This is a genomic window from Nocardiopsis nanhaiensis, from assembly GCF_054778635.1.
On sequence record NZ_BAAGZJ010000008.1, the window covers coordinates 60,470 to 85,347 of the forward strand.

The 24,878-nt window shown below is 70.6% G+C and carries 21 protein-coding genes and 2 pseudogenes; 15 read left to right on the forward strand and 8 right to left on the reverse strand.

From position 1 onward, the window contains the following. The first annotated feature begins 26 nt into the window (after window positions 1–26). The gene (locus tag ACYVD1_RS05700; RefSeq protein WP_460768758.1) at window positions 27–848 is read left to right on the forward strand and encodes a phytanoyl-CoA dioxygenase family protein; all 822 of its coding nucleotides are present in this window, start codon (window positions 27–29) and stop codon (window positions 846–848) included. Between the two features lie 52 nt (window positions 849–900). Here the strand turns inward: ACYVD1_RS05700 and ACYVD1_RS05705 are convergent, their stop codons facing one another. The 4 genes from ACYVD1_RS05705 to ACYVD1_RS05720 form a co-directional block, all read right to left on the reverse strand. Further along, window positions 901–2,865, reverse strand: coding sequence for a TRAP transporter permease (locus ACYVD1_RS05705; protein WP_460768761.1), 1,965 nt, complete (start codon window positions 2,863–2,865; stop codon window positions 901–903). 115 nt (window positions 2,866–2,980) lie between these two features. Further along, window positions 2,981–4,102, reverse strand: a complete 1,122-nt coding sequence (locus ACYVD1_RS05710) for a TAXI family TRAP transporter solute-binding subunit (RefSeq protein WP_460768764.1) — start codon at window positions 4,100–4,102, stop codon at window positions 2,981–2,983. Window positions 4,103–4,295: 193 nt separating this feature from the next. After that, window positions 4,296–4,766, reverse strand: a complete 471-nt coding sequence (locus ACYVD1_RS05715; protein WP_460768767.1) for a LysR family substrate-binding domain-containing protein — start codon at window positions 4,764–4,766, stop codon at window positions 4,296–4,298. Then, window positions 4,751–5,215, reverse strand: a complete 465-nt coding sequence (locus tag ACYVD1_RS05720; protein WP_460768769.1) for a LysR family transcriptional regulator — start codon at window positions 5,213–5,215, stop codon at window positions 4,751–4,753. Before ACYVD1_RS05720 ends, ACYVD1_RS05715 begins: the two co-directional genes overlap by 16 nt. A gap of 161 nt (window positions 5,216–5,376) precedes the next feature. Here ACYVD1_RS05720 and ACYVD1_RS05725 point away from each other — a divergent pair, with 161 nt between their 5' ends. The 3 genes and pseudogenes from ACYVD1_RS05725 to ACYVD1_RS05735 all read left to right on the forward strand — a co-directional run. Further along, the gene (locus tag ACYVD1_RS05725; RefSeq protein ID WP_460768772.1) at window positions 5,377–6,312 is read left to right on the forward strand and encodes a CoA transferase subunit A; all 936 of its coding nucleotides are present in this window, start codon (window positions 5,377–5,379) and stop codon (window positions 6,310–6,312) included. Beyond that, the gene (locus tag ACYVD1_RS05730) at window positions 6,309–7,097 is read left to right on the forward strand and encodes a CoA-transferase subunit beta (RefSeq protein WP_460768774.1); all 789 of its coding nucleotides are present in this window, start codon (window positions 6,309–6,311) and stop codon (window positions 7,095–7,097) included. The genes ACYVD1_RS05725 and ACYVD1_RS05730 overlap by 4 nt, the downstream gene beginning before the upstream one ends. A gap of 55 nt (window positions 7,098–7,152) precedes the next feature. Then, a pseudogene (locus tag ACYVD1_RS05735) lies at window positions 7,153–7,572 on the forward strand (urea carboxylase-associated family protein); the annotation flags it as partial. A 66-nt stretch (window positions 7,573–7,638) separates the two neighbouring features. Here ACYVD1_RS05735 and ACYVD1_RS05740 read toward each other — a convergent pair. Continuing rightward, window positions 7,639–8,712, reverse strand: coding sequence for an RNA-guided endonuclease TnpB family protein (locus tag ACYVD1_RS05740; protein ID WP_460768777.1), 1,074 nt, complete (start codon window positions 8,710–8,712; stop codon window positions 7,639–7,641). A gap of 225 nt (window positions 8,713–8,937) precedes the next feature. On the opposite strand from ACYVD1_RS05740, the pseudogene ACYVD1_RS05745 reads away from it, so the two are divergent. After that, window positions 8,938–9,356: pseudogene (locus tag ACYVD1_RS05745) on the forward strand (DUF1989 domain-containing protein); the annotation flags it as partial. Here the strand turns inward: ACYVD1_RS05745 and ACYVD1_RS05750 are convergent. Both ACYVD1_RS05750 and ACYVD1_RS05755 read right to left on the reverse strand, forming a co-directional pair. Next, window positions 9,326–10,000 (reverse strand): response regulator, encoded by a 675-nt coding sequence (locus ACYVD1_RS05750; protein WP_460768780.1) that lies wholly within the window; start codon window positions 9,998–10,000, stop codon window positions 9,326–9,328. The pseudogene ACYVD1_RS05745 and the gene ACYVD1_RS05750 sit on opposite strands and share 31 nt — an antisense overlap. Continuing rightward, entirely contained in the window at window positions 9,997–10,860 is an 864-nt protein-coding gene (locus ACYVD1_RS05755; protein WP_460768783.1) for a sensor histidine kinase, read from the reverse strand. The genes ACYVD1_RS05750 and ACYVD1_RS05755 overlap by 4 nt, the downstream gene beginning before the upstream one ends. A gap of 133 nt (window positions 10,861–10,993) precedes the next feature. On the opposite strand from ACYVD1_RS05755, the gene ACYVD1_RS05760 reads away from it, so the two are divergent. The 9 genes from ACYVD1_RS05760 to ACYVD1_RS05800 all read left to right on the forward strand — a co-directional run bounded on the left by ACYVD1_RS05760 (window position 10,994) and on the right by ACYVD1_RS05800 (window position 21,365). Beyond that, window positions 10,994–11,698, forward strand: a complete 705-nt coding sequence (locus tag ACYVD1_RS05760; protein WP_460768953.1) for an ABC transporter ATP-binding protein — start codon at window positions 10,994–10,996, stop codon at window positions 11,696–11,698. After that, window positions 11,695–12,498 (forward strand): ABC transporter permease, encoded by an 804-nt coding sequence (locus ACYVD1_RS05765; RefSeq protein ID WP_460768785.1) that lies wholly within the window; start codon window positions 11,695–11,697, stop codon window positions 12,496–12,498. Before ACYVD1_RS05760 ends, ACYVD1_RS05765 begins: the two co-directional genes overlap by 4 nt. Beyond that, entirely contained in the window at window positions 12,495–13,211 is a 717-nt protein-coding gene (locus tag ACYVD1_RS05770) for an ABC transporter permease (RefSeq protein ID WP_460768789.1), read from the forward strand. Before ACYVD1_RS05765 ends, ACYVD1_RS05770 begins: the two co-directional genes overlap by 4 nt. Before the next feature lie 67 nt (window positions 13,212–13,278). After that, entirely contained in the window at window positions 13,279–14,073 is a 795-nt protein-coding gene (locus tag ACYVD1_RS05775; protein WP_460768792.1) for a class I SAM-dependent methyltransferase, read from the forward strand. Window positions 14,074–14,116: 43 nt separating this feature from the next. Next, entirely contained in the window at window positions 14,117–15,184 is a 1,068-nt protein-coding gene (locus tag ACYVD1_RS05780) for an Rv2578c family radical SAM protein (RefSeq protein WP_460768797.1), read from the forward strand. A gap of 177 nt (window positions 15,185–15,361) precedes the next feature. Continuing rightward, window positions 15,362–15,856 carry a universal stress protein gene (locus ACYVD1_RS05785; RefSeq protein ID WP_460768799.1) on the forward strand — a complete coding sequence of 165 codons (495 nt, stop codon included), beginning with the start codon at window positions 15,362–15,364 and terminating at the stop codon, window positions 15,854–15,856. 9 nt (window positions 15,857–15,865) lie between these two features. Then, a complete protein-coding gene (locus ACYVD1_RS05790; RefSeq protein ID WP_460768802.1) occupies window positions 15,866–17,455 on the forward strand; it encodes a sodium:solute symporter family transporter in 1,590 nt (529 codons plus the stop codon). Window positions 17,456–17,492: 37 nt separating this feature from the next. Further along, window positions 17,493–20,483, forward strand: a complete 2,991-nt coding sequence (locus tag ACYVD1_RS05795) for an AfsR/SARP family transcriptional regulator (RefSeq protein WP_460768804.1) — start codon at window positions 17,493–17,495, stop codon at window positions 20,481–20,483. Window positions 20,484–20,570: 87 nt separating this feature from the next. Continuing rightward, on the forward strand, window positions 20,571–21,365 hold the full coding sequence (locus ACYVD1_RS05800; RefSeq protein WP_460768807.1) for a class I SAM-dependent methyltransferase: 795 nt from the start codon (window positions 20,571–20,573) through the stop codon (window positions 21,363–21,365). A gap of 40 nt (window positions 21,366–21,405) precedes the next feature. Here the strand turns inward: ACYVD1_RS05800 and ACYVD1_RS05805 are convergent, their stop codons facing one another. Continuing rightward, entirely contained in the window at window positions 21,406–22,758 is a 1,353-nt protein-coding gene (locus tag ACYVD1_RS05805; RefSeq protein WP_460768811.1) for a carboxylesterase family protein, read from the reverse strand. Window positions 22,759–23,135: 377 nt separating this feature from the next. Between ACYVD1_RS05805 and ACYVD1_RS05810 the strand changes: the two genes are divergently transcribed. Further along, a complete protein-coding gene (locus tag ACYVD1_RS05810; protein ID WP_460768813.1) occupies window positions 23,136–24,767 on the forward strand; it encodes a BCCT family transporter in 1,632 nt (543 codons plus the stop codon). Window positions 24,768–24,878: the final 111 nt, after the last annotated feature.

The window sequence follows — 24,878 nt, forward strand, 5'->3', positions numbered from 1 at the left end:
CCACCACGAAAGCAAGGTGAACCGGCATGCAGCCGACGCGCTCAGCCGATCTGCACACCGCCTACGACCTGCCGCCGACGGCCGCCGCGGACTTCCAGCGCGACGGCTTCATCCGGCTCCCCCGTGTCCTGGAGCCCGCCACTCTGGAACACCTGGAACCCGACATCACCGACAAGGTCCACGCGTTCAACACCACCTCGGACGTGCCACTCGAAGAGCGGTCGACCCTGCAGAAGGCGTTCTTGCAGGTCGGCAATTTGTGGCGCGGAAGCCAGGCAGCACGCGACATCGTCTTCTCGCAGCGGCTGGCGCGCATCGCGGCCGAGCTGCTCGGCACCGACGGCGTGCGGCTGTTCGCGGACCAGGCCCTGTACAAGGAACCCTCGGGTGAGATCACACCCTGGCACGCCGACCAGTACTACTGGCCTCTGGACAGCGACCGGGTGTGCACCGTGTGGATCCCGCTGCAGGAGACGCCGCTCGAGATGGGTCCGCTGGCCTTCGCCCGCGGCAGCCACCGCTTCGCGTTCGGCCGGGACCTGCCCATCAGCGAGGAGTCGGAGCGGCTCCTGCAGGAGGAACTGGGACGGCAGCGGTTCGAGACCGTCCAGGAGCCCTTCGCGCTCGGCGACGTGAGCTTCCACCTGGGATGGACGTTCCACCGCGCGGGCCGGAACGAGAGCGACACCGCCCGGCGCGTGATGACGGTGATCTACCTGGACTCCGCCACCCGCGTGACCCCGAAGGTCGGCGAGGACCAACAGCCCCAGCTGGACATCCTCATGCCGGGCACCAAGCCGGGCGGTGTCCCGGACGGGCCCGCCAACCCGGTGCTGTACCCGCTCTGATACGCGCGGCCGGGCGGACCGCACAAGGGATCACGTCCCCCAGGAGGCGGGCCTAAGAACCCTGGGGGCGCGTGCCACCAGCCGGTGTGTCGTCGGGGTCGGCGACACCCGCAGCAGCCGCCACGGTGTCGGGGTCCTCAGGGGTGGTGCTCCCGGCAGCTACCCCTGAGGGCTCCTCCGGCGTGGTGGACAGCCAGGTCAGGGCGATGACCGCGGCGGCCGCGGCGAGGGCGACCAGGCTGACGGTGACGCCGGGTGCCAGCATGGCAGCCCCGGCCGCGAGTGCGACCGCGCGGGCGGTCCAGGGCATGCGGCGGTTGAGCCCGATCATCCAGCCCTCGAACGCGCAGCCCATGAGCACGACACCGGCGACGGCGAAGGCGAAGGCGAGCGCGACCTCGCCCGGGCCCGCCTGGGCGACCAGCGCGGGGTTGAGGGCGAAGCAGAACGGGATGACGTACTTGACCATGCCGAGCCGCATCGCGGTCAGGCTGGTCTGCATGGGTCTGGTCCCGGCGATCCCCGCAGCCGCGAACGAGGCCAGCGCGACCGGTGGGGTGATGTAGGAGACCGTGGCCCAGTAGATGACGAACAGGTGCGCCGCGATCGGGTCGACCCCCAGCTCGACCAGTGCCGGCGCCATCACGATCGCCAACAGGATGTACACCGACGAGATGGTCATCCCCATGCCGAGGACGAAGGAGGTGACGGCGCCCGCGATCAGGATCAGGGCAAGGCTGCCGCCGACCAGGACGACGAGTTCGCGGGCCAGTGACAGGGACACGCCGGTCATGGCCAAGCCACCGACGATGAGCCCGACCCCGGCGATGATGCCGAGGATCTCCGCGATGGTCCGGCCCGCCGCGAAGAGCAGGTCCCCGAACTTGCGGAGGGTCATGCGGTCCGTCGGCTTGAGTGCGGCGATCAGCAGCAGCGCCGCGATGACGAAGTACGGCGCCTGCTGTTCGTTCCTGTGGAACACCAGGAGCAGGACCAGTGCGACCAGCGCCAGCACGTAGGGCCAGCCCTCGAGCAGCACCCTGCCCAGGCGGGGGAGGTCGGCTCTGGGCCGGCCGCGGAGCCCCGCCTTCGCGGCGTAGGCGTCGACCTGCGTGAAGATCCCCAGGAAGTACAGGAACGCGGGGATCGCCGCTGCCAGGGCGATCTGGCCGTAGGGGACCCCGACGAACGACACCATGAGGAAGGCGGCCGACCCCATGATCGGCGGGGTCACCGACCCGCCGGAGGAAGCGGTCGCCTCCACACCCGCCGCGTAGCGCCCGCTGAAGCCCCCGCGGCGCATCGCGGGGATGGTCATGGGGCCAGTGGTCAGGACATTGGACACCGCGCTGCCGCTCATCATCCCCAGCGCACCGGAGCTGACCGCAGAGACCTTGGCCGAACCGCCGCGCGAACCCCCGAACACGGCCTGGGCGAGCTGGTAGAAGAAGGTGGCGCCGCCGGTGTGCTGCAGCACCACCCCGAACAGCAGGAACCCGATCAGGATCGACCCTGCGGTCTGCAGGGGGAGCCCCAGGATGCTCTCCGTGCCCATGGCGTGCATCCGCACGGCGCCGGGCAGGTCGTAGTCCACTCCCCGGAGGAGGCCGACCGGGGCCACACCGGCGAAAACGGGGTAGACCGAGAACACGAAGGCGATCGCGGTGATGACCCACCCCGCGCAGCGCCGCAGCGACTCGAGGGCCAGCAGCCAGAGTGCGTAGCTGAAGAGCTCGGCCACGGGCGGCGCCGAGTAGTCCCATCCGAAGGTGAGCATCTGCTCGGTGTTGAGGCCGAAGTAGCCGGTGACGGCGATCGCGGCTCCGAACAGGACGGCGTCGTACCAGGGAACCCGCTCCTTGTCCCCGGCGTACGCGGGGAACAGGAGGAACACCAGGGGGAGGAAGAGCATCAGGACGAAGTACAGGTACTGGTGACGCATCAGGGACATCCCGAACGGGTTCAGGAAGAACACCTGGTTCACCGTGAGGAGCACCCCCAGGACGGTGAAGGCCATCACCACGGTTCTCCAGGGGCCTGTGCAGCGGCCGTTCATACCTGTCGTCCCACTTTCCGTCGAAGCGCGTTCTCGTCCCCGCGGCGCTGCCTCCCGCGCACCACGCCGGTCGCCCCTACTCGGGGATGTTCTCGTCCTTCCAGGCGGTCCACTCACGGGCGACCTCGAAGGTGTCGCGCCCGGCCGCCTCGTCGGCGAACTCCTCCCAGCCGTCCTGCAACCGCTCTTCGCGTTCGAGCAGCTCCTGGTTGCGGGCCTCGTCCTCGGCGGACCACTCGCCCTGTTCCTCGAGGAAGCGCACGGCGCCCGGGTGGAAGGGCACCGCCTTGGGTTCGGAGTCGATGGCCGTCAACTCCCAGTAGTGGGTGTTGGAAGTGGAGTTCTCATAGGCACCGAAGTTGTCGTGGATGGCGCTCGCCGTGTCGTACACGAGGTCCTCGTCGGTGTCGGCGTAGGTGGCGAACGGCAGCGCGTACACGAGGCTGGTGTCGCTCTGCCCCTCCGCCTGGCCGGGGCCTCCGGTGAAGTCACCGATCTCAACGGTCGGGGCGACCTCCTCCAGGGCCGCGATCTGTTCGTCGGCGCCCTCGTCCAGGCTCAGCCACCGCACGTCGAAAACGCTCTCCAACTGGTACAGGTTGGGCCCGTACACCTGGTGGAAGAGGACGTCGATCATGCCGGTCTCCAGTGCCTCTGCCTGCTGCCCGTAGTCGACCTCGACCTCGTTCACGTCGTCCCGGGTGAGGCCCCCGTAGGCCAGGAAGGCGTCCAGCTTGTTGTTGACCGAGGGATTGGCCGTGATCCGGGGGAAGTCGGTTCCCTCCAGGTCCGCGAAGTCGTCGATGCCCGAGTCGTCGCGGACGAGCAGCCCGTGCGGGGCTACGGCCCCCCAGACCACCCGCATCTCCTGTGGACCCCACTCCTGCCCGGCGAACTCGTAGTCGCCCTCGAAGGCGTAGATGTACTCGTCGCCCAAGCGCCCCATCTGCGCCTGGCCTTCACGGAGGGGGGCGACGCGGCCGATGGCGGTGTCGGAGGTGACCACCCGGATGTCGGGGCCGCCCGCGGTGGTGACTGCCTCTGCGACCGCTGCGACATCGGCGTAGGTGGAGGTGCCGGTCCCGTACGTGGTCCAGACCAGCATGCCCTGGGTTCCCTGGCCGCTGCCGGTCCCACAGGCGGCGAGGGTCAGCACAGCGACGGCGGCGCTGCTGGTCGCGGACAGTCGCTTGAGCATGCTCTTTCCTCGGCGCTGGTCGATCCGTGGCGGTGCGGGCGGAACCCGCTCGATCAGAACCGCGCCCCGCGGGCCGCGAAACGCGTCCGGTCAACATGACCTGCATCACATTCTCTGATTCCGCTACACGGTGCCAGCCCGGGCCTGAGAGCGTCCAATACCGAGTTCTTACCTCAGTGAGACGGACGGGATATCAGTCGCGCCCGTGCCGGGGCTCCAAGCCGCGCACCTCAGTGCTCGACGGCGTGGGGAGCGCCTTCTCGGCGACGCGCAGGACCGTGGCCAGCGCGGGCGAGGCGTTGTCCTCCCGCCAGGCCAGCGCGGAGGCAATGGCCGGAACGTCGCCGCGCAGCTCCCGGTAGACCATGCCGGCGAAACGGATGTGCTGAACCGACGACACCGTGATCGTGACACCGACACCGGCCGCCACCAGGTCGAGGATGGTGTTGGAGTCCGGGGCCTCCTGCACGATGCGGGGCGTGAAACCCGCGTCGAGGGCGATGCGCACCATGTTCTCCCGGACACTCGACCCTGCCGTGCCGGGAAAGGCCACGAAGGGTTCCTCCGCCAGGTCGGCGACATCCACCGTGTCCTCACCGGCGAGGGGATGGTCCGAGGGCAGCGCCGCGACCAGTCGCTCGTACTGGATCACACGCGTCTGCACGCCCTCCCACCGGACCGGGACCGCACGAAACCGATGTCCAGTTCGCGCTCGGCAACCTGGGTGAGGGCCACCCCGGCGTAGGTCTGCCCCCGCAGCCGCAGCTCGATACCGGGGCACTGCGCGCGCACGGCCTTGGTCAGGATGGGGATCGCCTCGTGGCTGCTGGCGCCCGCGAAACCGATGCTCACCCGGCCGACCTCACCGCTCGCCCCGGCGACGGCGGCCCGGCGGGCCAGGTCAGTCTGGGCGAGGAGTTGGCGTGCGTGGGGCAGGAACCGCTCCCCCGCGGGCGTCAACCGCACCGAGCGCGTGTTCCGGTCGAACAGGCGCACCCCGAGATCCTTCTCCAGCCGACGGATCTGCTGGCTCAACGGCGGCTGGGCCATGTTCAGGCGGACCGCGGCCCGCCCGAAGTGCAGTTCCTCCGCGACCGCGACGAACCCGTTCACGTGCCGGAATTCCATGGCGGTCCGTTCATACGTTTTCGGTCTCAGTGCTCGGCGAATTCAGTATTGGACCATATTCAGTGGCCTGTGTCACCGTTACCTCGGAGTACGGAACCGCGAGGCAGATCGCGGGCCTGGGAGGCCCGGAAGGAGAAGTGGGGCCGGTGGCGGAATCGAAGCTGACCTCGATGCGCGAGGCCGTGTCCGCGCTCGTCCGGGACGGCGACACGGTGGCGCTGGAGGGCTTCACCCACCTGATCCCGGTCGCTGCGGGCCACGAGCTGATCCGCCAGCGGCGCCGCGGCCTGACCCTCGTGCGGATGACACCCGACATCGTCTTCGACCAATTGGTCGCCGCGGGCACAGCCGACGCGATGGTCTTCGGGTTCACCGGGAACAGCTCCGTCGGGTCGCTGCACGCCATCCGGCGGCGCGTGGAACACCACGACCCCGAACCCCTGGCGATCGAGGAGTACAGCCACTACGGCCTCCTGGGCCGCTACATCGCCGGCGCGTCAAACCTGCCCTTCCATCCCCTGAGCTCCTACGCCGGCGGTGACCTGCCCGTCCACAACCCGGGCATCCGCACGGTGACCTCGCCCTTCCCCGCAGCCGACGGCGGGACCGAGGAGATCTACGCGGTGCCGCCCCTGCGGCCGGACGTCACGATCGTGCACGCCCAGCGCGCCGACCGCTCCGGCAACACTCAAGCCTGGGGCATCCTCGGCCCCCAGCAGGAGGCCGCCTTCGCCGCGGACCGGACGATCGTGGTGGTCGAGGAGGTCGTGGACGCGTCCGTGGTGCGCTCCGACCCCAACCGCACCCTGATCCCCGCACTCGCGGTCGACGCCGTGGTCGAGTGCCCGCGCGGCGCGTACCCGTCGTTCGTGCAGGGCCACTACGACCGCGACAACGCCTTCTACCGGTCCTGGCCGTCCATCAGCCGCGACCCCGAACGGCTCGCGGCATGGCTGCGGGAGTGGGTGTACGACCTCCCCGACCACGCCGCCTACGTGGACAAGCTCGGACCGGGCTTCTTCGACCCACTGACCCCGGAGCCCGCGATGTCGGCTCCGGTCAACTACGGGAGCACCCTGTGACGGCGACCGAGGAGACCACACACGTCGAGCACACCCCCAGCGAACTCATCACCGTGCTCAGCGCCCGCTGCCTGCGCGGCCGGCGGCGCGTATTCGCCGGAATCGGCCTGCCCACACTCGCCGTGGCCCTGGCGCAGGCCACCACCGACCCCGGGCTGGAGCAGGTGTACGAGTCGGGGGTATGCGGCGCACACCCTCCCCGGCTTCCGCAGACCGTCGGCGACGCACCCCTCGCCACGGGAGCCGAGTGCATCCTGGACATGAAGAGCCTCTTCGGCTACGTGCTGCAGGGCGGCCGCATCGACGTGGGGTTCCTCGGGGCCGCGCAGATGGACCGCTGGGGCAGTCTCAACACCTCGGTGATCGGCGACTACGCGAGACCCGACGTACGCCTGCCCGGCCCGGGCGGCGCCGCGGAGGTCATGGCCAACGCCCGGGAGGTGTTCGTGGTCGTGCGCGGCCACAACCCCTCATCCCTGGTCGGGGAGCTCGACTTCTGCACCAGCCCCTCCCCCGCCCGCGCCCGCCGAGCGGCCCCCCGAGTGCGTACTCAGGGCGGCGGTGTGACCACGGTGGTCACCGAACTCGGGCTGCTCACCGCGGCCGAAGACGGGGAACTCCAGCTGAGCGCGGTACACCCGGGGATCCGGGTGGCCGACGTCGTGGCCGCCACCGGTTGGCCGCTCAGGGTCGCCGAGGAGGTCGCGGTGACCGAGCCGCCCAGCCGCGCGGAACTGGGCCTGCTCAGGGACACGATCGACCCCACTCGGGTATACCTTCGCTGACCGCGGCGCCAGAGCCCCGAGTTGCGCTGTACCCCGACGTAAAGCGAGGAGACCCTTGGGTTCACCCGAGGCCGCATACCAAACAGGTGAGGGCAGTGCCCTCAGGATCGACACGGCCTTCTACGACCGGTTGGCCGAGCACACCGAAGGCCGTGAGCTCGTGGAGCGCTCCGTACTACCGATCCGGTCCGGCCGGGCCTGGGAGGTGCCCGCCGGACACCTGTGCCGCATCTCCACCCCCGAGGGCGCCCAGGTGGGAGACCTCAACCTCTGGAACCGACACAACCCGCGCGAGCGCCTGTGGGCGGCGCGCACACGCCAGCTGCAGAGCGCGCACTTGACCCGCCACGACCGCCTGTGGTCGACCCTGCCGTACCTGCGTCCCCTGGTGACTATCTCCAACGACACCCTGGACTGGTACGGCGAGGACGCCGAGGGCGGCCGCGTGCACGACCTACTCGGGTCCCGCTGCGACCGTTGCTGATGTCTTAAGCGAACATCAGCATCCCGTGCATGTGTGCACGAAAGGTCCGTGACGGTGTCACCACAACCGGGGTTGGGTGTCCTGACGACGGTGTCCCGATTCCTTCCGCCTTCGCGGTCTTGCGCCACCGGCCCGCCCCGCACCCGCCCTGCGGCGGGTGCGGGTAGTGCGGGTCCTACGGTCGGCTCCACGGGCCTTTGGAGCCCTCGCTCCCCGGTCTCCGGCCACTCCGGTACCGGTACTGCTCACCTGCGCCGCCAAGGCGGCGAGGTTGCGCGCTGCGTTGACGTCCCGGTCCAACACCAGGGGACATTCGTCGCAGTCGAACACCCGAACGTGCAGCGGCAACTTGGCTTTCGTCGCCCCGCACCCCGAGCAGGTCTTACTACTGGCGAACCACCGGTCGGCCACCACCAGGCGGCCACCGCCCCAGGCGGTCTTGGTGTCCAGCTGGCGGCGGATCTGCCCGAACCCCGCATCAGCGATACGCCGGGCCAGACGCCGGTTCTTCACCATCCCGGCCACGTTCAGATCCTCCACCACCAGAGTGCCGTACTCGCCCGCCAACGCAGTGGTCAGGTGGTGCAGCGCGTCGGTGCGCAGGTTGGCCACCCGGTGGTGCACCCTGTTGCGGTTCCGGTTGGCCTTGACCCACCGCTTCGACGGGGGGCGCCCGGTGCGCCGGTCCGGGCCCTGGCGCCGCGACACCCTCCGGCAGGCCCGGCGCAGGTCGGTCAGTGCCCCCTCCAAATGGCTGGGGTTGGCCACGTGCCGCGCCCCGCCGTCGTTGTCGGCGACCACCGCCAGGGACGTCAGGCCCAGGTCCACCCCGGCCACCCCCTGCGGGCGGGCCGGAGTGGTGGGGGTGCGCTCGGACTCAGCAACCCCGTAGGAGGCCTCGGCTGCGCGCTGGTCCCAGGTGGCCAGGACGTGGTTGCGGGCCCAGTTGAAGGCCGTCCGGGCCCCTCCGCAGTGCGAGCGCAACCGCTGCTCGGCCTCGACCCCCGGGTCCAGAGCGAAGGTGAAGGCCTGGACCACATGCCCGGGGCGGGGTTGAAACCCCCGCTTCTTCTTGCGCTTCTTCTTGCCTTCTGCTTGTTGCTCGGCCTGCTGTAGAGCGGTCTCGGCCACGGGTCCCACCCCCTCCCGGCGTCTCGTGCACACGTTCGAGAAAGACGTTAGCGAAACAGGTGGGCCCGTGTGGGGAGAATCCGCGAACTCCCCCTGAATCTTTTCTCCGGCGCGAACCGATCCGAGCGCCTGGCTCTTCAACGGCAGCCTGCGGCCGTCGTGCTGTGTGTTGACAAGAGTGGATGGTTGCTGAGGGAACCCCGAACAGCTCACAACCCCTACGTCGACGTGCACTGCCACTCCAACCTCACCCGCGCGGTGCTGCCCTACGGGCTGACCGAGTTCGACGTGCACGACGTGCTCAACGTCTTCCAGTGCACCGGCCTCAACGCCGACGACCAGTACTTCATGAAGGCCTCACCCGCACGGCCGGGCGACTTCTTCGAGTTCTTCGCCGAGCAGGACCTGCTGTGCGCCCTGTCGACCTGCCCGGCGGGGACCTCTCGGTCCCGTTGTGGGGGCCGGACGCCCGCGACCCGATCGAGGTGTGCCGTCCCCTGGCCGTGGAGGTGCACCGCCCGGCACCGGAACTGACCGAGGGGTGGACGGTGCCGCCGACCGCCGCCTACGGGGGAAGGCACGGCCTCACCGGCCCGGACCGACCGGCTCCGGATCAGGGCGGGGTGACCAGGCCGCTGTCGTAGGCGGCGATGACCAGCTGGGCGCGGTCGCGGGCGGCGAGTTTGGCGAGCAGGTTGCCGACGTGGGTCTTGACCGTCTTGACGGAGATGGTGAGCGCGTCGGCGATCTCGGTGTTGGACAGGCCGCGGGCGACCAGGGCGAGGACTTCGGTTTCCCGTCCGGTGAGCCCGTCGAGCCCCTGTACGGGGGCGTTCGCGGGGCGGTGGAGGAAGTGCGCGACCACACGGGTCAGGATGCTGGGGGCCAGCAGGGACTCGCCGGTGTGGGTGCGGCGGATGGCGTCGACCAGGTGGTCGGGGTGGGCGTCTTTGAGGAGGAAGCCGCTGGCACCGGCGCGCAGGGCGGCGTGGACGTACTCGTCCAGCTCGAACATGCTCAGGACGAGCACGCGGGTGCGGTGCAGACGCGGGTCGGCGGTGATGGACCGGGTCGCCTCGATCCCGTCGCCGCCGGGCATGCGGATGTCCATGAGTACGACGTCGGGGGCGAGTTCCCGGCTGAGGGCGACGGCCTCACGGCCGGTGCCCGCTTGGCCGACCACGGCGGTTCCGGGGGCGGCGTCGATGAGCAGGGTCAGGCTGTGCCGCAGCAGGGACTGGTCGTCGGCCACGAGGACGCGCACGCCGGGGTCTTCGGTGGCCGTCATGCCCCCTCCCGGTCCGGGATCCGTGCGGTGAGCCGGAACCCGGGGTCCGTGGCGGCGGTGTCGAGGGTTCCGCCGAGGGCGCGGACGCGTTCGCCCAGTCCGACCAGCCCGTAACCGGCGCCCGGTCGGGGCTCCCAGCCGTCGGTCGGACCGCCGTCGTCCACTGTGGCCCGGATGGACCGGTCCTCTCGGTGCAGGCGTACGCGGACGGGTACGGGTCCGGCGTGGCGTGCGGTGTTGTCCAGGCCCTCGCGGACGACGGCGCAGAGCGCGAGCTGCACGCCGGGTGACACCTCGCCCAGGTCGGGCAGGTCGAGGGTCACCGTGAGGCCCCGGTCCTGTGCGGCCCGGGTGATCCCGGGGAGGGAATCCAGTGTCTCCGCGGGGCGGACCGGGGGCGCCTCGGGGTCGGGTGACCGCAGCAGGGTGAGCATGCGCCGCAGCTCCGTGGTGGTCCTGCGGCTGACGTCTTCGATGTCGGCGAGTGCGTGGGTCCGCTCGTCCGCGCTCTCTGGGCCGGTCGCCCTGGACGCGGCGGCGGCGCGCACGGTGACGGTCCCGAGTCCGTGTGAGACGAGGTCGTGCAGGTCACGGGCGATCCGGAGCCGTTCGGCGTGTACGGCCCGTTCTCCCGCCCAGGCGGCCAGCCGCCCTTCGTAGTCCTCGCGCTGGCGCCGTGCGCGCAGCACCGTCCAGACGGTGAGCGCGGTGGCGGCGGCCGCGACCACTGCTGCCGCTGCCAGGGTGATCCCGCTGTCCGGGTCGGTGCCGGTGGTTCCGGACAGCACCGCGAAGGCGCCCAGCACCAGGACCGGGATGAGCCACAGGCGCGTGCTCCGGGTGGGTCTGCGGGTCTCCATCGTCCCCATGCTAGAGATCTGGCGCGCCGTCGGCATCGGACCCGGGTCCGAGAGCCCCCGGTCGCAGGCCGACGGACAGGTCCGGTCCTCGGGCCGATCCCCGGCAGGGGTCGGCACTGTTTGCATGGCGGGCATGCTGTCGATCGAACACCTGGTCAAACGGCGCGGTTCGCGCGCCGTCCTCTCCGATGTGAGCTTCCGGGCCGAGCCCGGGCGGGTCACCGGCTTCCTGGGACCCAACGGTGCCGGGAAGTCTTCAACGCTGCGGGTCCTGCTGGGTCTGGACCGCGCCACCAGTGGCAGGGCGCTGGTCGGTGGCCGCCCCTACCGGAGTCTGCGCTCGCCCCTGCGCGTGGTGGGGTCGATGCTCGACGGGTCGGGCGCGCACCGTTCCCGCACCGCGCGCGACCACCTGTCCTGGGTGGCCCGCACCAACGGCATCCCGCGCGGGAGGGTCGGTGAGGTGCTCGAACTGGTCGGGCTGGCCGACGCGGGCCGGACCCGGGTGGGCCGGTTCTCCCTGGGTATGGGACAGCGACTCGGCCTGGCCGCCGCGCTGCTCGGCGAGCCGGACGCGCTGGTGCTGGACGAGCCGGTGAACGGGTTGGACCCCGAGGGCATCCGGTGGATCCGCGACCTGTTGCGCGCCCACGCCGGGGCCGGGGGGACGGTGCTGCTGTCGAGTCACCTGATGGGCGAGGTCGCCGAGATCGCCGACGACCTCGTGGTGATCTCCGGTGGCCGGATCGTCGCCTCGGGGCCGCTGTCGGACGTGACCTCGGGTTACCCGAGCCTGGAGCACGCTTTTTTCGACCTGACCGGTGGGGGCCGACGATGAGCCTCGTCCGTTTGGTCGCCGCGGAGACGTACAAGGCCGCCACGCTGCCCGCCGTGTGGGTCGGGTTGGCCGTCGCCGTGCTCGGCGCGCCCGCGATCACCCTGCTGAACGCGATCAACGTCCGCAACGCAGTGGACTCGGGCCGCCTCGAACTGATCGCGCACACCTCTCCGGTGGAGGCGGCGTTCGCGGCCGTTCCCTTGGGCACGGTGGGGGCGGTGGTCCTCGGTGTGGTCGTGGTCAGCAGCGAGTACACCGCCAACCGTGACGACGCGGGCGGGGGTCGACAGATCACCGCGACCCTCACGGCCGCCCCGGGCCGTCTGCGTGTGCTCTGGGCCAAGGCCCTGGTCACCGTCCTGCTGGTCACGGTCTCCACCGCGGTGACGCTCCCGGCCAGCCTGGCCCTGGCGCGGACGGTCATCGGTAACGCGGGGACGGAGACCAACACGCCCGGAGACGTCGTGGGCCGCGCCCTTGGCGCCCTGCTCTTCTGGACGCTGACCGCGCTCATCGCCATGGCCCTGACCGTCCTGACCCGCAGCGGGATCATCCCGATCATCGTGCTGGTCACCAACAGTTCGCTCGTGTCGTTCTCCATGCTCCTCAGCAACGTCACGTCCGCGGCCCGGTACCTGCCCGACCTCGCCGGGACCGCCCTCTTCCTGGGAGACGATCCGGACTCATTCGCCGCCTTCGACCTGGTGCTCGGTCCACTGGCCGGTGGGCTGGTCATGGCGGCGTGGGCCGTCGGCCTCCTGGCCGTGGCCGTCCTCGTCCTGCAGCGGAGGGACGCATGAGCGGCCGCCTGACGGACACTGTCAGCGCCGAGGTGCTCAAGCTCCGGACCCTGCCGGCGGTCCGCGCCGCCGTCCTGGGCACCGTCGCCGCTGCGGCGGGCCTGACCGCCCTGCTGGCCACCGCGCAGAACGCCCCGACTGACGCCGAGTCCGCCGTCGTCCAGGCGATGCCGTACCTCCAGGTCGGCGCCGCCCTTCTGGGGATTCTGGGCACGGCCAGCGAGTACGCGGGCGGCCAGGTCCGCACGACCCTGACCGCCGCCCCGCGGCGGGGGCGCCTGTTGACGGCCAAGACCGCCGCCTGCCTTCTGGCCTCGGCCGTCATGGGTGCGGGCGCCGTGGCCGCGGGCTTGGTCGGCGCATCGCTCGCCCTGAGCGGAGCGGAGGTCCTCTCCGGGGCCTCCGCGTGGCCGCTGGCGGGGATGGCGGCCTACCTGGCACTGCTCGCCCTCTTGGCCCACCTGCTCACCGTGGTGGCGCGCTCGCCGCTGCCCCCGCTGGTGTCCTTGCTGGGCCTGCTCCTCATCGTCTCGCCGCTGCTGGCGGGGATGACCGAGCACGCGCGCTGGCTCCCCGACCGCGCCGGCCGGCTGCTCTACCTGCCCGGTGCCGACCCCGTGCTCACTCCCTGGACCGGCGGCCTGGTCCTCCTCGCGTGGGTCGTGGCGGCCGGAGGGTCGGCCGCCCTGGTCTTCCACCGGCGCGACGCCTGATGAAAGGCGGATGCAAGTTCGGACGCGCACGATGGCGCCTACGACGAAGGGACCGAAGGGACCGACCATGGCCACCGAATACGCATTCGACTCCGGCACCGATCTCGGCGCGCGCCAGCTCCACTATCTGCAGGAGCTGTTCGACCGCTCGACGCGCGGGTTCGTCGGCGACGTGACCGTCGGCGAGGGCCAGCGCTGTCTCGACCTCGGAACGGGAAGCGGGTCTGTCGCGCGCTGGTTCGCCGAGCGCACCGGACCGAGCGGCGAGGTGCACGCCTCAGACATCGACACCACCCACGTCGACGTTCCCCCAGGTGTGCGGGTCCACCGCCACGACCTCAACGACGGCCTGCCCGCGGAAGGGCCGTTCGACGTCATCCACACCCGGTTCCTCCTGATGCACCTCAAGCGCCGCAAGGAGATCCTCGCCGATCTCGCCGACGCGCTCGCCCCGGGCGGTTGGCTCGTCGTGGGGGAGATCAGCCAGCCGCGCACCGAAGCCGTCGCGGCGCCGTCTCACGCCGACGCGGAGCTGTTCCGGAAGGTCATCGATACCGGCAGTGAGAAGGTCATCCGCCCCGCCGGACAGAGTTTCGAGTGGGGGCCGGAGGTCGATGCCGAGATGACCGCACTCGGACTGACCGGGATCGACACCATGGAGTTCGCTCATACCACCTACGGCGGCACGACCGGCTGCCTGCTGCTCAGCAACTACGTGCGGCAGATGGATGCCCGGATGCGCGCGGTCGGCATGACCACCGGTGAACTGGAGCGCTTCCACGAACTCATGCTCGATCCCCGGATGCGTGCCTGGTTCTTCCCGATGGTGTACACCCGGGGCCGCAAACCGGTCTCCGGGTGATCCGCACTGGACAACTCATCGAAAACATGTTCGAATACTAGCCATGCGCTGGGAGAACCTGAGAGAGGACCGGGACGGGGACACGCTGTTCGACATCGCCCGGCTGGCACCCCAGCCTGACCGGGGCACCGGCCGGGCAGGACTGGCAGCGCCCGGGACCGGACCGGTCGAGGCAGGGGATGACGGGGACGCGGTCGCCGTGGAGATCCGGGCCCGCTCGATCATCAACCGGGTCGGCGGGGACGACCCCATGTTCCGCTGGACCCTGAATCCCTACCGGGGGTGCGGGCACGCCTGCGTGTACTGCTTCGCGCGCCGTACCCACGAGTACCTGGACCTGGATTCCGGCCACGACTTCGACACCAAGATCATGGTGAAGACCAACGCCGGGGAGCTGCTGCGGGCCGAGCTCGCCCGGCCGGGCTGGCGGGGCGAGCCCGTCGCCATGGGTACCAACACCGATCCCTACCAGCGGGCCGAGGGCCGGTACCGGCTGATGCGCGAGATCATCGCCGCGTTCCGGGACGCGGCCAATCCCTTCTCCATCCTCACCAAGGGACGGCTGATCCTGCGCGACACCGACCTCATCGAGCAGGCCGCCCGGGTGACCGACGTGGGCCTGGCGGTGTCGGTCGGCTCCGTCGACGAGCGGGTCTGGCGCTCCGTGGAACCGGGCACCCCGCGGCCGCGGAGCCGCCTGGACGTGGTCCGCGCCTTCGCAGACCGAGGGCTGGACTGCACGGTCCTGATGGCGCCGATCCTGCCGGGGCTCACAGACTCCGCAGAGCAGATCGACGCCACCGCGGGCGCGATCGCCGCCGCAGGTGCGCGCCGCCTCACCCCGATCGTGCTGCACCTGCGCCCCGGCGCACGGGAGTGGTACCGGGCCTGGCTGACCAGGGAGTACCCGCACCTGCTGCCGCTGTACCGGGATCTGTACGGGAACGGCTCCTACGCGCCCGCTACCTACCGGAAGCGCATCGGCGCCCTGGTGCGCGAGGCCGCCGGGCGGCACGGGCTGAACAGGCCCGGGAGCCACCGGAACGAGGGCGAGAGCGCGCCCGAACCCGCCAAAGAGCCCGAGCCCGCACAGCTCAGCCTGCCCTGGTAGCCAACCCTCACCGGTTACGGGACCAGCGAGGACACACCGCCCGTTCAACGGAAATTTGCGTTATTGCGTGCCGGGCACGGGGCAGTGGATGAGGCACCCGCCTGCGCCGGTCCCGGGGCGTCGACCGGCACAGGCGGGCCGCCCGGATACCGCACGTCGAAGGCCGGAGGTCCCTCGATGTTGTCGTTACCCACCAGCATCCTCGTCGCGGACGACGGCTCGACCGAGGCCGACATGGCCCTCGGCACAGCGGTGGCGGGGGCGCGCGCCACCGCGTCCACCCTGAGCCTGGTCCACGTCAAGTCGCTGGAGCCGATCGTGGCCGGCACCACCGTGACACCAGCCCAAGTGGACCGGCTGCGCGAACAGGGGGAAGCGCTCGTCGAGCGGCGGGGTTCGGAGACCTCGACCCAGGGTGTCGAACTCGACCATGCCGTGGTCCGCCTAGCTCGGCGGATCGAGGCGACGGTGATCCGCACCGCCGCGGAGCTCGGCACAGGACTGTTGGTGGTCGGGGCCCGAGGGGGGACGCCCGGCTCCCGCCGGGCCTTGGGGGACCTGTCCCTCCGGCTCGCGCGTGACGCGCACTGTTCGGTCCTGGTCGTCCGCGCCCAGGCGACCGAAGGAGCACAGCGGAGCGGCCCGGAGGACCAGCGCGAGGAGCACCGTTAGGAGGCAGCCGTGCCGGATTTCGAGCTCGCTCCGCTGGACCTGGTGGTCGTTTTCGCCTTCGTGGCCGCGATCCTGGGCATCGCCCTCTGGGTCGGACGCAAACAGGAGGGAACCGAGAGCTACTTCCTCGCCGGACGCACGATGATCTGGCCGGTGGTCGGATTCTCCCTCTTCGCGACCCAGTTCGGCGGGACGCAGTACCTCGGCCTGGCCGGTGCCGGATTCGAGACGGGCATCTCCGTGTGGAACTTCGAGTGGATGGCCACGGTGGTCCTGCTCGTCTTCGCCCTGCTGATCCTGCCCTTCTACCTGCAGTCCAAGATCACCACGGTGCCGGAGTTCCTCGAACGGCGCTACGACCGCCGGGCACGCTACGCCTTCTCCGGGTTCACCGTCGTTACGGCCATGCTGCTCGACAGTGCGGGCGCGATGTTCGCGGGATCGCTGGTCCTCTCGCTGCTGTTCCCCGAAGTTCCGCTTGGTGTGCACATCGCGACCATCGCGCTGCTCGGCGGCGGGTACGTGCTGGTCGGCGGGTTGAAGTCGGTGATGATCACCGACACCATCCAGGGCGTGGTGCTCTTCGCCGCCGGTGCCGCGCTCTTCGTCCTCGTCTTCGCCGAGTTCGACTTCAACTGGTCGGCGCTGCCCGAGCTGGCGCCCGAGGACGGGTTCACCGTGGCCCCGCCGCCCGGTGACGACTTCCTTCCCTGGCCGGGCATCTTCACGGGGGCGCTCTGGCTCTCCTTCTACGTGTGGGTGACCAACCACATCGTGGTCCAAAGGGTCCTGGCGGCCAAGAACATCGACCACGGGCGGTGGGGTGCCCTCTTCGCCGGGGCCCTCCAGCTCCCGGTGCTGATCTTCCTCATCTTCCCCGGTGTCCTCGGCCGGGGCATCTACGACTCCGACCAGCTGCCCGACAGCGACATGGTGTGGCCAGCGCTGGTGTTCGAGTACGTCCCGATCGGTATCCGAGGGGTGATCGTGGCCGCGCTCGTCTTCGCGCTGATGTCCACACTCGACTCGGTGCTCAACGGTGCGGCCAGCCTGGTGGTCAACGACTTCGTCAAGACCCGGCAGCGGCAGTTCACCGAGCGGCAGCTGCTCACCATCGGTCGGCTGCTGGTCGGCGTGTTCATGCTGACGGCCGCCTTGTGGGCGCCGGTGATCACCACCTTCTCGGGCATCGTGGCCTACTTCCAATCGTTCCTCGGGTACGTGACGATGCCGCTGGTGGTGGTACTCCTCGGTGGCCTGTTCTGGCGGCGCGCTTCGACGCCGGCGGGGGTGTGGACCCTGGCGGTCGTCCCGTTCGGTCTGCTCGCGTTCTTCCTCGGTGAGGTCTTCGAAGTCTTCGACATCCAGTTCCTGTACGCGACCGGGATCATGTTCCTGCTGAGCCTGGTCGTCTTCGTCGTGATCTCACTGTCGACCGAGGCACCGGATCCGGCCAAGGTCGCCGACATCACTTGGAGCAGGGCGACCTGGCGGAAGGACTCCGAGGAACTGGCGGGAACACCGTGGTACCGGAACTACCGCGTGCTGGCCTTGGTTCTCGGTGCGGTGACCGTCTGTTCAGTTGTGCCCTTCATCTAGGCTCGAACTGGGCATACTGGCTCTGAGGTGGAACCGCATGGAGTTCGAGGTCTTCGGCCGGATGAGGATCCGGCACGACGGTCACGAGGTGACGATGGCGGGGCGTCTCCAGCGCGTGCTCTGCGGTGTGCTGCTGGCACACGCCAACACGCCGGTCCCCGCGGAAGTGCTGTCCGAGGCGATGTGGGGCGGGGCGCGCGACGAACGCGCGGCCTCCCGACTGCACCTGCACGTGCACCGTTTGCGGCGGCTGCTGTCGGAGCCGGAGCGGTTGCGGTCCGAACCCGGCGGCTACCGCCTCGTCGTGTACCCCGGCGAGCTGGACGCGGAGCGCTTCGAGTCGCTGCTCGACGAGGGAGCTGCCGTGCGCGCGACGGACCCCCGACGCGCTGCCGAACGGATCCGCGCGGGCCTTGACCTGTGGCAGGGGCGCCCGTTCGAGGGCACGGACACCGCCCTGTTGGAGAACCGGGCCCACAGCCTCGAGGAACGGCGCGTGGCAGGGATCGACGAGCTCTACTCGGCGGAGCTGGCCCTCGGGCGGCACAGCGCGGTGCTCGGGGAGCTCGTGGAACAGGTACGCCAGAACCCGCTGCACGAACACCTGCACGGGTTGCTGATGGTCGCCTTCCACCGCTCCGGACAGCCGGGCCGAGCGCTCGCCGTCTACCACACCGTGCGGCGCGCGCTCGTGGACGAGCTCGGCCAGGAACCCGGCCCGGAGCTGCGCCACATCGAACAGTGTGTCCTCACCGGCCAGGCCGTGGACGCCGAGCACACGCGTCCGGGCGCGATGCCACCGGCCCAGCTCCCGCACGACGCACACGGGTTCACCGGCAGGGAGGGGGAGCTGGCCTTCTTGGACGGCGTTCTGGACCAGGACCCGACCGCGCCGGTGTCGGTGATCTCCGGCAGCGGAGGCGTGGGCAAGACCGCGTTGGCGCTGCGCTGGGCGCACCGGGTGCGCGACCGCTTCCCCGACGGGCAGCTGTACGTCGACCTGCGTGGCTTCGGGCCGCAGGCGCCCATGGATCCGGAGTACGCGCTGGCCGGGTTCCTTCGGGAGCTGGGTGTCGACGGCGCGGCGATCCCCAGCGGGATCGACGCGCGCGCGGCCCGGTTCCGCACCCTCGTCGCGGGGCGGCGGATCCTGCTCCTGCTGGACAACGCGCGCACGGCCGAGCAGGTCCGGTCGCTGCTTCCGGGAAGCCCGTCCGTCCTGGTCCTGGTCACCAGCCGTGACGCGCTCACCGGGCTGGTGGCCCGCGAGGGCGCACGGCGGATCCCCCTCGACCGCCTCCCGTCCGCCGAGGCGGTGGACCTGCTGCGCGGACTGATCGGGGCGCGGGTGCACCAGGAGCCCCGTGCTGTGGCCGAAATGGTCGAACGGTGCGCCCGGCTACCGCTGGCGCTGCGCGTGGCCGCTGAGCTGGTCAACGCGAGCCCGCGACACGGGATCGGCGAACTGGCCGCCGAACTCGCCGACGAGCAACACGCCTTGGACGTCCTCGACGCCGGAGGCGACCCGACCGCTTCGGTGCGTTCGGTCCTCTCCTGGTCCTACCAACAGCTCTCCCCCGGCTCCGCCCGCGTCTTCCGCCTGCTCGGATCGTTCCCGGGCTACGACATCGACGTGGCGGCGGCCGCGGCGCTGACCGGGGAGGACACCGCCACGACCAGGGCGGTACTGCGCGCGCTGTCGCGCGCCCACCTGATCGAAGAGGGTGCCGGGGGCCGCTACCTGATGCACGACCTGCTGCGCGCCCACGCCTGCGACCTGGGCCGGGCCCAGGACACGGAGGCCGACCGGGACTCCGCCGTGAACGGACTGTTCGAGCACTATCTGAGTACCGTGCCGGTCGCGACGGAGGCGGCGCACGGCCGGGCCGCCCCGCCGGTCGGCGTACCGCTCCCGCGGGCCGGGGACTCGACCCGGTTCTCCAGCGGCAGGGACGCCGCGCAGTGGTTGGAGGCGGAACGGGCCAACCTGGTGCGGGCGACCGAGCAGGCCGCACGGATCGGCGACTGGCGCACCGTGACCGGCCTGGCCTCCGCGCTGCGCCGCCACCTCAGCCTCCGGGGCCACCACGACGAGGCGCTCACGGTGTACGGCATCGGCCTCGATGCGGCGTACCGCTTGGGCGACCCCGCCATCGAGGCCACGGGGAACCGCTGCGTGGGTTCGGTGTACCGGCGCCTCGGGAGGCTCGACGAAGCCATGGAGTACATGCGCCGCGCCCACGACAGCTTCCAGCGGGCGGGCCTGGAGCGGGAACAGCGCCTGCAGCAGATCCAGCTCGGTGTCATGTGCGCCTACTTGGGACGCTTCCGCGAGGCGTACGACCACCTGCACCAGGTACTGGTCAGCTCCGCCGGGCTCGGGGAGGAGGGCAGGGCCTCGCTCGTACCCGCGCACGCCTACCTGGGTCACCTCCTCCACTTGCTCGGCAAGAACGAGGCCGCGCTGGAACACCTCACCGAGGCGCTCGACCTCGCCCGGGACGATGCCCCGGGGCGGCGCATCGATGCCGAGGCGATCATCGGTTGGGTGTACAGGGCTCTCGACCTGCCCGAGCGCGCGCTGCACCATCTCGAGTTCGCGCGCTCCACGGCCCAGGACACCGGAAACCGGTTCATCGAGGCGTGGGTGCACCCGCTGGCCCACGTCTACTGGCAGCTCGGTCGGCGCGAGGAGGCCTTCGCCTGTGCCGAGCACTGCGTCACCGTCGCGGCCAGCACCAACGAGCGCCTCATCTCACCGAGCGCGTACAACACCCTCGGTGAGCTGTACCGGCTCGACGGCTCACCCGACGAGGCGCTCGCCCACCACCACAACGCCCTGGCCGAGGCCGAGAGCGGCGGCATCCAGTACTGCAACGCCAACGCCCACACGGGTATCGGCGACGTGCACCACGACCTCGGGGACCGCGTCAGGGCCCGTTCGCACTGGCGCCGCGCGGTGGACATCCTCGAGCGCATCGGTGTGCCCGCGGCGGACGACGTGCGGGCCCGCCTCCTCACGCCCTGAGGCCTCACCCCGCCACGAAAGCCGCATGCAAGCCCCGGCACGCACGATGGTCCCGACACCGAACCGGACCACCAACGGGGGAAACCGATGGCCACCGAATACCTGCTCGACTCCGGCACCGACCTCGGAGAGAAGCAGCTCACCCACCTCTCGGCACTGCTCGACGGCCTGAGCGGGGGATTCATCGAGACCGTGGCCGCGCGTGAGGGCCAGCGCTGCCTCGACCTCGGTTCGGGCAACGGATCCATGGCGCGCTGGATCGCCGAGCGCACCGGCCCCAGCGGCGAGGTGCACGCCGTCGACATCGACCTCACACACCTGCACGCACCCGACCCGGTGCGGGTACACCGGCACGACGTCAACGAGGGCCTGCCGGAGAGCGGCCCCTTCGACGTCATCCACACCCGCCTGCTGCTGATGCACCTCAAGCGCCGCCGCGACATCCTCGCGGAGCTCGTCGACGCGCTCGCCCCCGGCGGCTGGCTCGTCGTCGGCGACTTCACCCGGCCGCCGACGGACCCGGTCTCGGCCCCCTCACCCACCGACGCGGAACTGTTCCACCGGGTCGTCTCGACCGGTATCGACCAGGTCGCGCGACCGGCCGGGCAGGACTACGCCTGGGGACACCGTGTCGACTCCGAGATGATCGCGGCCGGGCTCACCAACGTCGACACCATGGGCTACACGAGTACCGCCTACGGAGGCTCGACCGGGTGCCTGCTATACAGCGTCTACCTCAGCCAGATCGACGCACCGCTGCGCGCCAAGGGTCTCACCGGCGACGAACTGAGGCGCTTCCACGAGCTCATGCTCGACCCCCGGATGCGCATCTGGTTCTTCCCGTTCCTGTGCACCCGCGGCCAGAAACCGCCGAACCCATGAACCAGCTACCACCGTGCCAAGGGCGGCCCGGGCCGCGCCCTCAGGAGCGGTGCACGGTCACGCTGTCGGACGCCGCACCGGCCACTTCCGGGGCCACGGAGCCGGTCCGGGCGAAGTCCGCCCACAGGCGGCGCACCGCGCGGCCGCGCCGGTCGATGTCCTCCCAGGTACTCCGGCCGACGATCTTGGTGTGTTCCCAGGCGCCCCGGTTTCCGAGCAGGAGCGGGATGTCGATGATGTGCGCGGCCCCGAAGGGACTGCCCTCAGGTTTCCAAGTAACCGTGTACCGGGTGGCCCTGCCCCCGCCCTGCCGGTAACCCCGAACGAACCGCTTCGCGGGGCCGGTGTAGATGCGGTAGGTGGTGGCCCACACCAGGAACCGGCGGAGCGCGGGGCCCACGAGCGGGAGCCCGGAGATCTTCTGGACCGGCGAGAGGAACTCGGCGAAGAGACCGGTCTCCTCGCTGGTCGCGCCGATGAGCACGTCGACCTTCGGAGCCACGCCGCGCCAGGCCCGTTCACGGTGGACTTCGGGCGGCAGCGGCGCGTGCCCGTACTGGGTACCGAACGGCATCGCGCTGCGCAGCCCGAACGGTTTGGCGGCCTCGCTCGCCCGGCGTTGCAGGGCGACGATCTCTTTGGCGGGGGCGGCGGGGTCCGGCCTTCCCACGGCACGGCCCATCGCCTCGGACATACGGGCGCGCCGGGTCACGATGCCCAGCGGCGCGCTCTGGATGATCGCGCGCCGGATGAGGCCCTCGGTACCCCGGCTGATCAACAGGTGCGCGACCGCGTCGCCGCCCGCCGATTGGCCGAAGAGGGTGACCTGTTCGGGGTCTCCCCCGAAGGCGTCGATGTTGGCGCGCACCCAACGCAGCGCCGCGACCTGGTCCAACAGGCCAAGGTTGGCCGGAACGGTCTCGCCGACACGGAGGTAGCCGAGCACACCCAGCCGGTAGGTGACCGAGACGACGATGACGCGCTGTTCCGTGACGAGCCGGGTCGGGTCGAAGATCTCCATGTCACCGGCGCCCGTGACATAGGAGCCGCCGTGGATCCACACCATGACCGGGAGCCGCTCGTCCTCGGCCATGTCCGCCGGCAGGGTCACCGAGAGCCGCTGGCAGTCCTCGTCGTGGACTCCGACGGAGACGCCGTCCACGGCGGCGGACACCACATGCGAGGTCAGCTGCGGCGAGGCCGGGGCGGGCCGGGTGGCATGGAACGGTTCCGTGAACGGCGGCACGGGCTCGGGCGGGGCGAAGCGCTCCGCCGTGGCGTACGGGACACCGAGCACCCGCACGACCCCGTCCTGGACCTTGCCGACGACCGGCCCGGCGGGGGTCTCGACGTGTCGGAGCTGCTCGGGTGAGACGGAGGTCGGGTCAGTCATGGTTCCCATCCGTGAGCGGGCGGACCGTGGCCGTAAAAGTCCGTGCCGAGGCGGCCCGACCATCAGTCTGAATTCCACCGCAGAGGATAGTCGATGCGATCTCGGCTCCCGGTGGGCGACGGAGCGTGCGGACACATCCCTGGGTGGTGAGACACACGCTCGCGGACCCGCCCCAGCCAGGAAAAGCGCACGTAGACTCTTTCGGTCGCCCCGCGTTCGACGGGGCTTCCCCGACGGACCGCCCGCAGCTCCGGCATAGGCGCGGTGGCCGTCGCCCGCATCTGTCTCCGAACCGCCTTCCGGCGCGCCGCGCAGCACGCCGACCGGACGTTCCCTTCCCGGTCGGCGATTCCCGATCGAGGAGAGTCCTCTTCTTCATGTCTTCCACCGCGCGCACACGCGTGCCCGCAACCGGCCGCCGCCCCGACCCTTGGGTGGTCGGGGTCTCCTGCGGCCTCCTGGTCGCGTTCGTCCTGGCAGCACTGATGGCCCCGCAGTGGGTCGGTGAGACCGTCGACTCCGCGTTCGCATGGTCCGCCAACTGGTTCGGCGCCTTCTGGCAGATCCTGCTCCTGGCCACCGTGGTCATCGCCACCATCCTTGCCTTCTCTCGGTACGGCCGAGTCCGCATGGGCGGCGACGAGGTCCCCGGGTTCAGCTGGTTCCGGTGGGTCGCCATGGTCCTGACGACCCTGCTCGCCGCTGGCGGTGTCTTCTGGGCGGCCGCTGAACCCATCGCGCACTACGTGGACCCGCCGCCGCAGTACGGTGACCTCTCGGGCGGCATGGAGGGAGCCTCGTACGCGCTCGCGCAGAGCTTCGTCCACTGGGGTTTCCCGGCCTGGGCGATCGGCGGCTCGCTGGCCACCCTGGTGATGATGCGCGGTGTGGAGAAGGGCATGCCACTGCGGCCCCGCACCCTGCTGTGGCCGGTCATGGGCGAACGGGTCCGGACCCACTGGATCGGTACCGTCGCCGACATCAGCTGTGTGGTCGCGGTGGTAGCCGGGACCGTCGGGCCGATCGGCTTCCTCGGCCTGCAGGTGTCCTACATCGGCAGTGAGATGTTCGGGATGGGGTCCGGCTTCGGCACCCAGGTCGCGGTCATCGTGGGCCTGACCGCCGTGGCGACGATCTCGGTGCTCAGCGGACTCAACCGCGGCATCCAGCTGCTCAGCCGGATCAACGTCTGGGCCGCGCTAGTGCTGATCGTGAGCATCGTCGGCCTGTCCTCGCTGCCCTACGTCGTGGACCTGTTCCTGCAGTCCAGCGCGGTACACGTGCGTGAGTTCGTGCCCATGACGCTGTTCCGCGGCGATGAGGAGTGGCTGGGCTACTGGACGGTCTTCTTCTTCGGCTGGTTCATCGGCTACGCGCCCATCATGGCCATCTTCATCGCGCGCATCTCCAAGGGGCGCACGGTCCGGCAGATCTACGTGGGCGCGACCGTACTGCCCGCCGTCGTCACCGGCGTCTGGTTCACCGCCCTGGGCGGCAGCGGCCTGTGGCTGGAACAGCGCGACCCGGGTGCGATCTCCGGGCCCTACGCCGAACACGGCCTTCCCGCCGCAGCGCTGTCGATCGTCCAAGCCCTGCCGCTGAGCACTGTGCTGGCGCTGATCATGGTGGTCGTGACGCTGGTCTTCTTCGCGGCCACGATGGACGCGATGTCGTACTCGATCTCGTCCTCCAGCATGCACTCGGGCGAGCCGTTCTGGTGGGTGCGGGCGTTCTGGTGCGTGGGCATGGGTTCCGCCGCCGTAGTGCTTCTGACCGTGGGTGACAACGGGGTCGAGGCCCTGCAGTCCTTCATCGTGGTGACCGCGGTTCCGGTGGGTCTGATCCTGGCGCCGACGCTGTGGAGCGCGCCCCGCCTGCTCCGTGAGATGGCCGTCGAACAGGGCATCGTCACCGCTCACGCGCCGCGCTCCGCGGTCGGGGCCCCCGAGGCCGATCCTGACGACGGGCCGGTCGGCGCCGCTTCCGGTGAGGGCCACCTCTCCCGCTAGGGCGACGCCATCATGCGGACGGGCCGTGCGTGCCTCCCCTTCTCGGGGCGGGGCCGCACGGCCCGTTTTCGTTGTCGGGGGATACGACCCTGAGGACCGTTCCCTGCGACC

What these genes read in the sequence shown, in the direction of transcription:
- ACYVD1_RS05700 (WP_460768758.1), top strand. Translation starts at nt 27, where the DNA reads ATGCAGCCGACGCGCTCAGCCGATCTGCACACCGCCTACGACCTGCCG.
- ACYVD1_RS05705 (WP_460768761.1), bottom strand. Translation starts at nt 2,865, where the DNA reads ATGGCCTTCACCGTCCTGGGGGTGCTCCTCACGGTGAACCAGGTGTTC.
- ACYVD1_RS05710 (WP_460768764.1), bottom strand. Translation starts at nt 4,102, where the DNA reads ATGCTCAAGCGACTGTCCGCGACCAGCAGCGCCGCCGTCGCTGTGCTG.
- ACYVD1_RS05750 (WP_460768780.1), bottom strand. Translation starts at nt 10,000, where the DNA reads ATGACGGCCACCGAAGACCCCGGCGTGCGCGTCCTCGTGGCCGACGAC.
- ACYVD1_RS05755 (WP_460768783.1), bottom strand. Translation starts at nt 10,860, where the DNA reads ATGGAGACCCGCAGACCCACCCGGAGCACGCGCCTGTGGCTCATCCCG.
- ACYVD1_RS05760 (WP_460768953.1), top strand. Translation starts at nt 10,994, where the DNA reads ATGCTGTCGATCGAACACCTGGTCAAACGGCGCGGTTCGCGCGCCGTC.
- ACYVD1_RS05765 (WP_460768785.1), top strand. Translation starts at nt 11,695, where the DNA reads ATGAGCCTCGTCCGTTTGGTCGCCGCGGAGACGTACAAGGCCGCCACG.
- ACYVD1_RS05770 (WP_460768789.1), top strand. Translation starts at nt 12,495, where the DNA reads ATGAGCGGCCGCCTGACGGACACTGTCAGCGCCGAGGTGCTCAAGCTC.
- ACYVD1_RS05775 (WP_460768792.1), top strand. Translation starts at nt 13,279, where the DNA reads ATGGCCACCGAATACGCATTCGACTCCGGCACCGATCTCGGCGCGCGC.
- ACYVD1_RS05780 (WP_460768797.1), top strand. Translation starts at nt 14,117, where the DNA reads ATGCGCTGGGAGAACCTGAGAGAGGACCGGGACGGGGACACGCTGTTC.
- ACYVD1_RS05785 (WP_460768799.1), top strand. Translation starts at nt 15,362, where the DNA reads ATGTTGTCGTTACCCACCAGCATCCTCGTCGCGGACGACGGCTCGACC.
- ACYVD1_RS05795 (WP_460768804.1), top strand. Translation starts at nt 17,493, where the DNA reads ATGGAGTTCGAGGTCTTCGGCCGGATGAGGATCCGGCACGACGGTCAC.
- ACYVD1_RS05800 (WP_460768807.1), top strand. Translation starts at nt 20,571, where the DNA reads ATGGCCACCGAATACCTGCTCGACTCCGGCACCGACCTCGGAGAGAAG.
- ACYVD1_RS05805 (WP_460768811.1), bottom strand. Translation starts at nt 22,758, where the DNA reads ATGACTGACCCGACCTCCGTCTCACCCGAGCAGCTCCGACACGTCGAG.
- ACYVD1_RS05810 (WP_460768813.1), top strand. Translation starts at nt 23,136, where the DNA reads ATGTCTTCCACCGCGCGCACACGCGTGCCCGCAACCGGCCGCCGCCCC.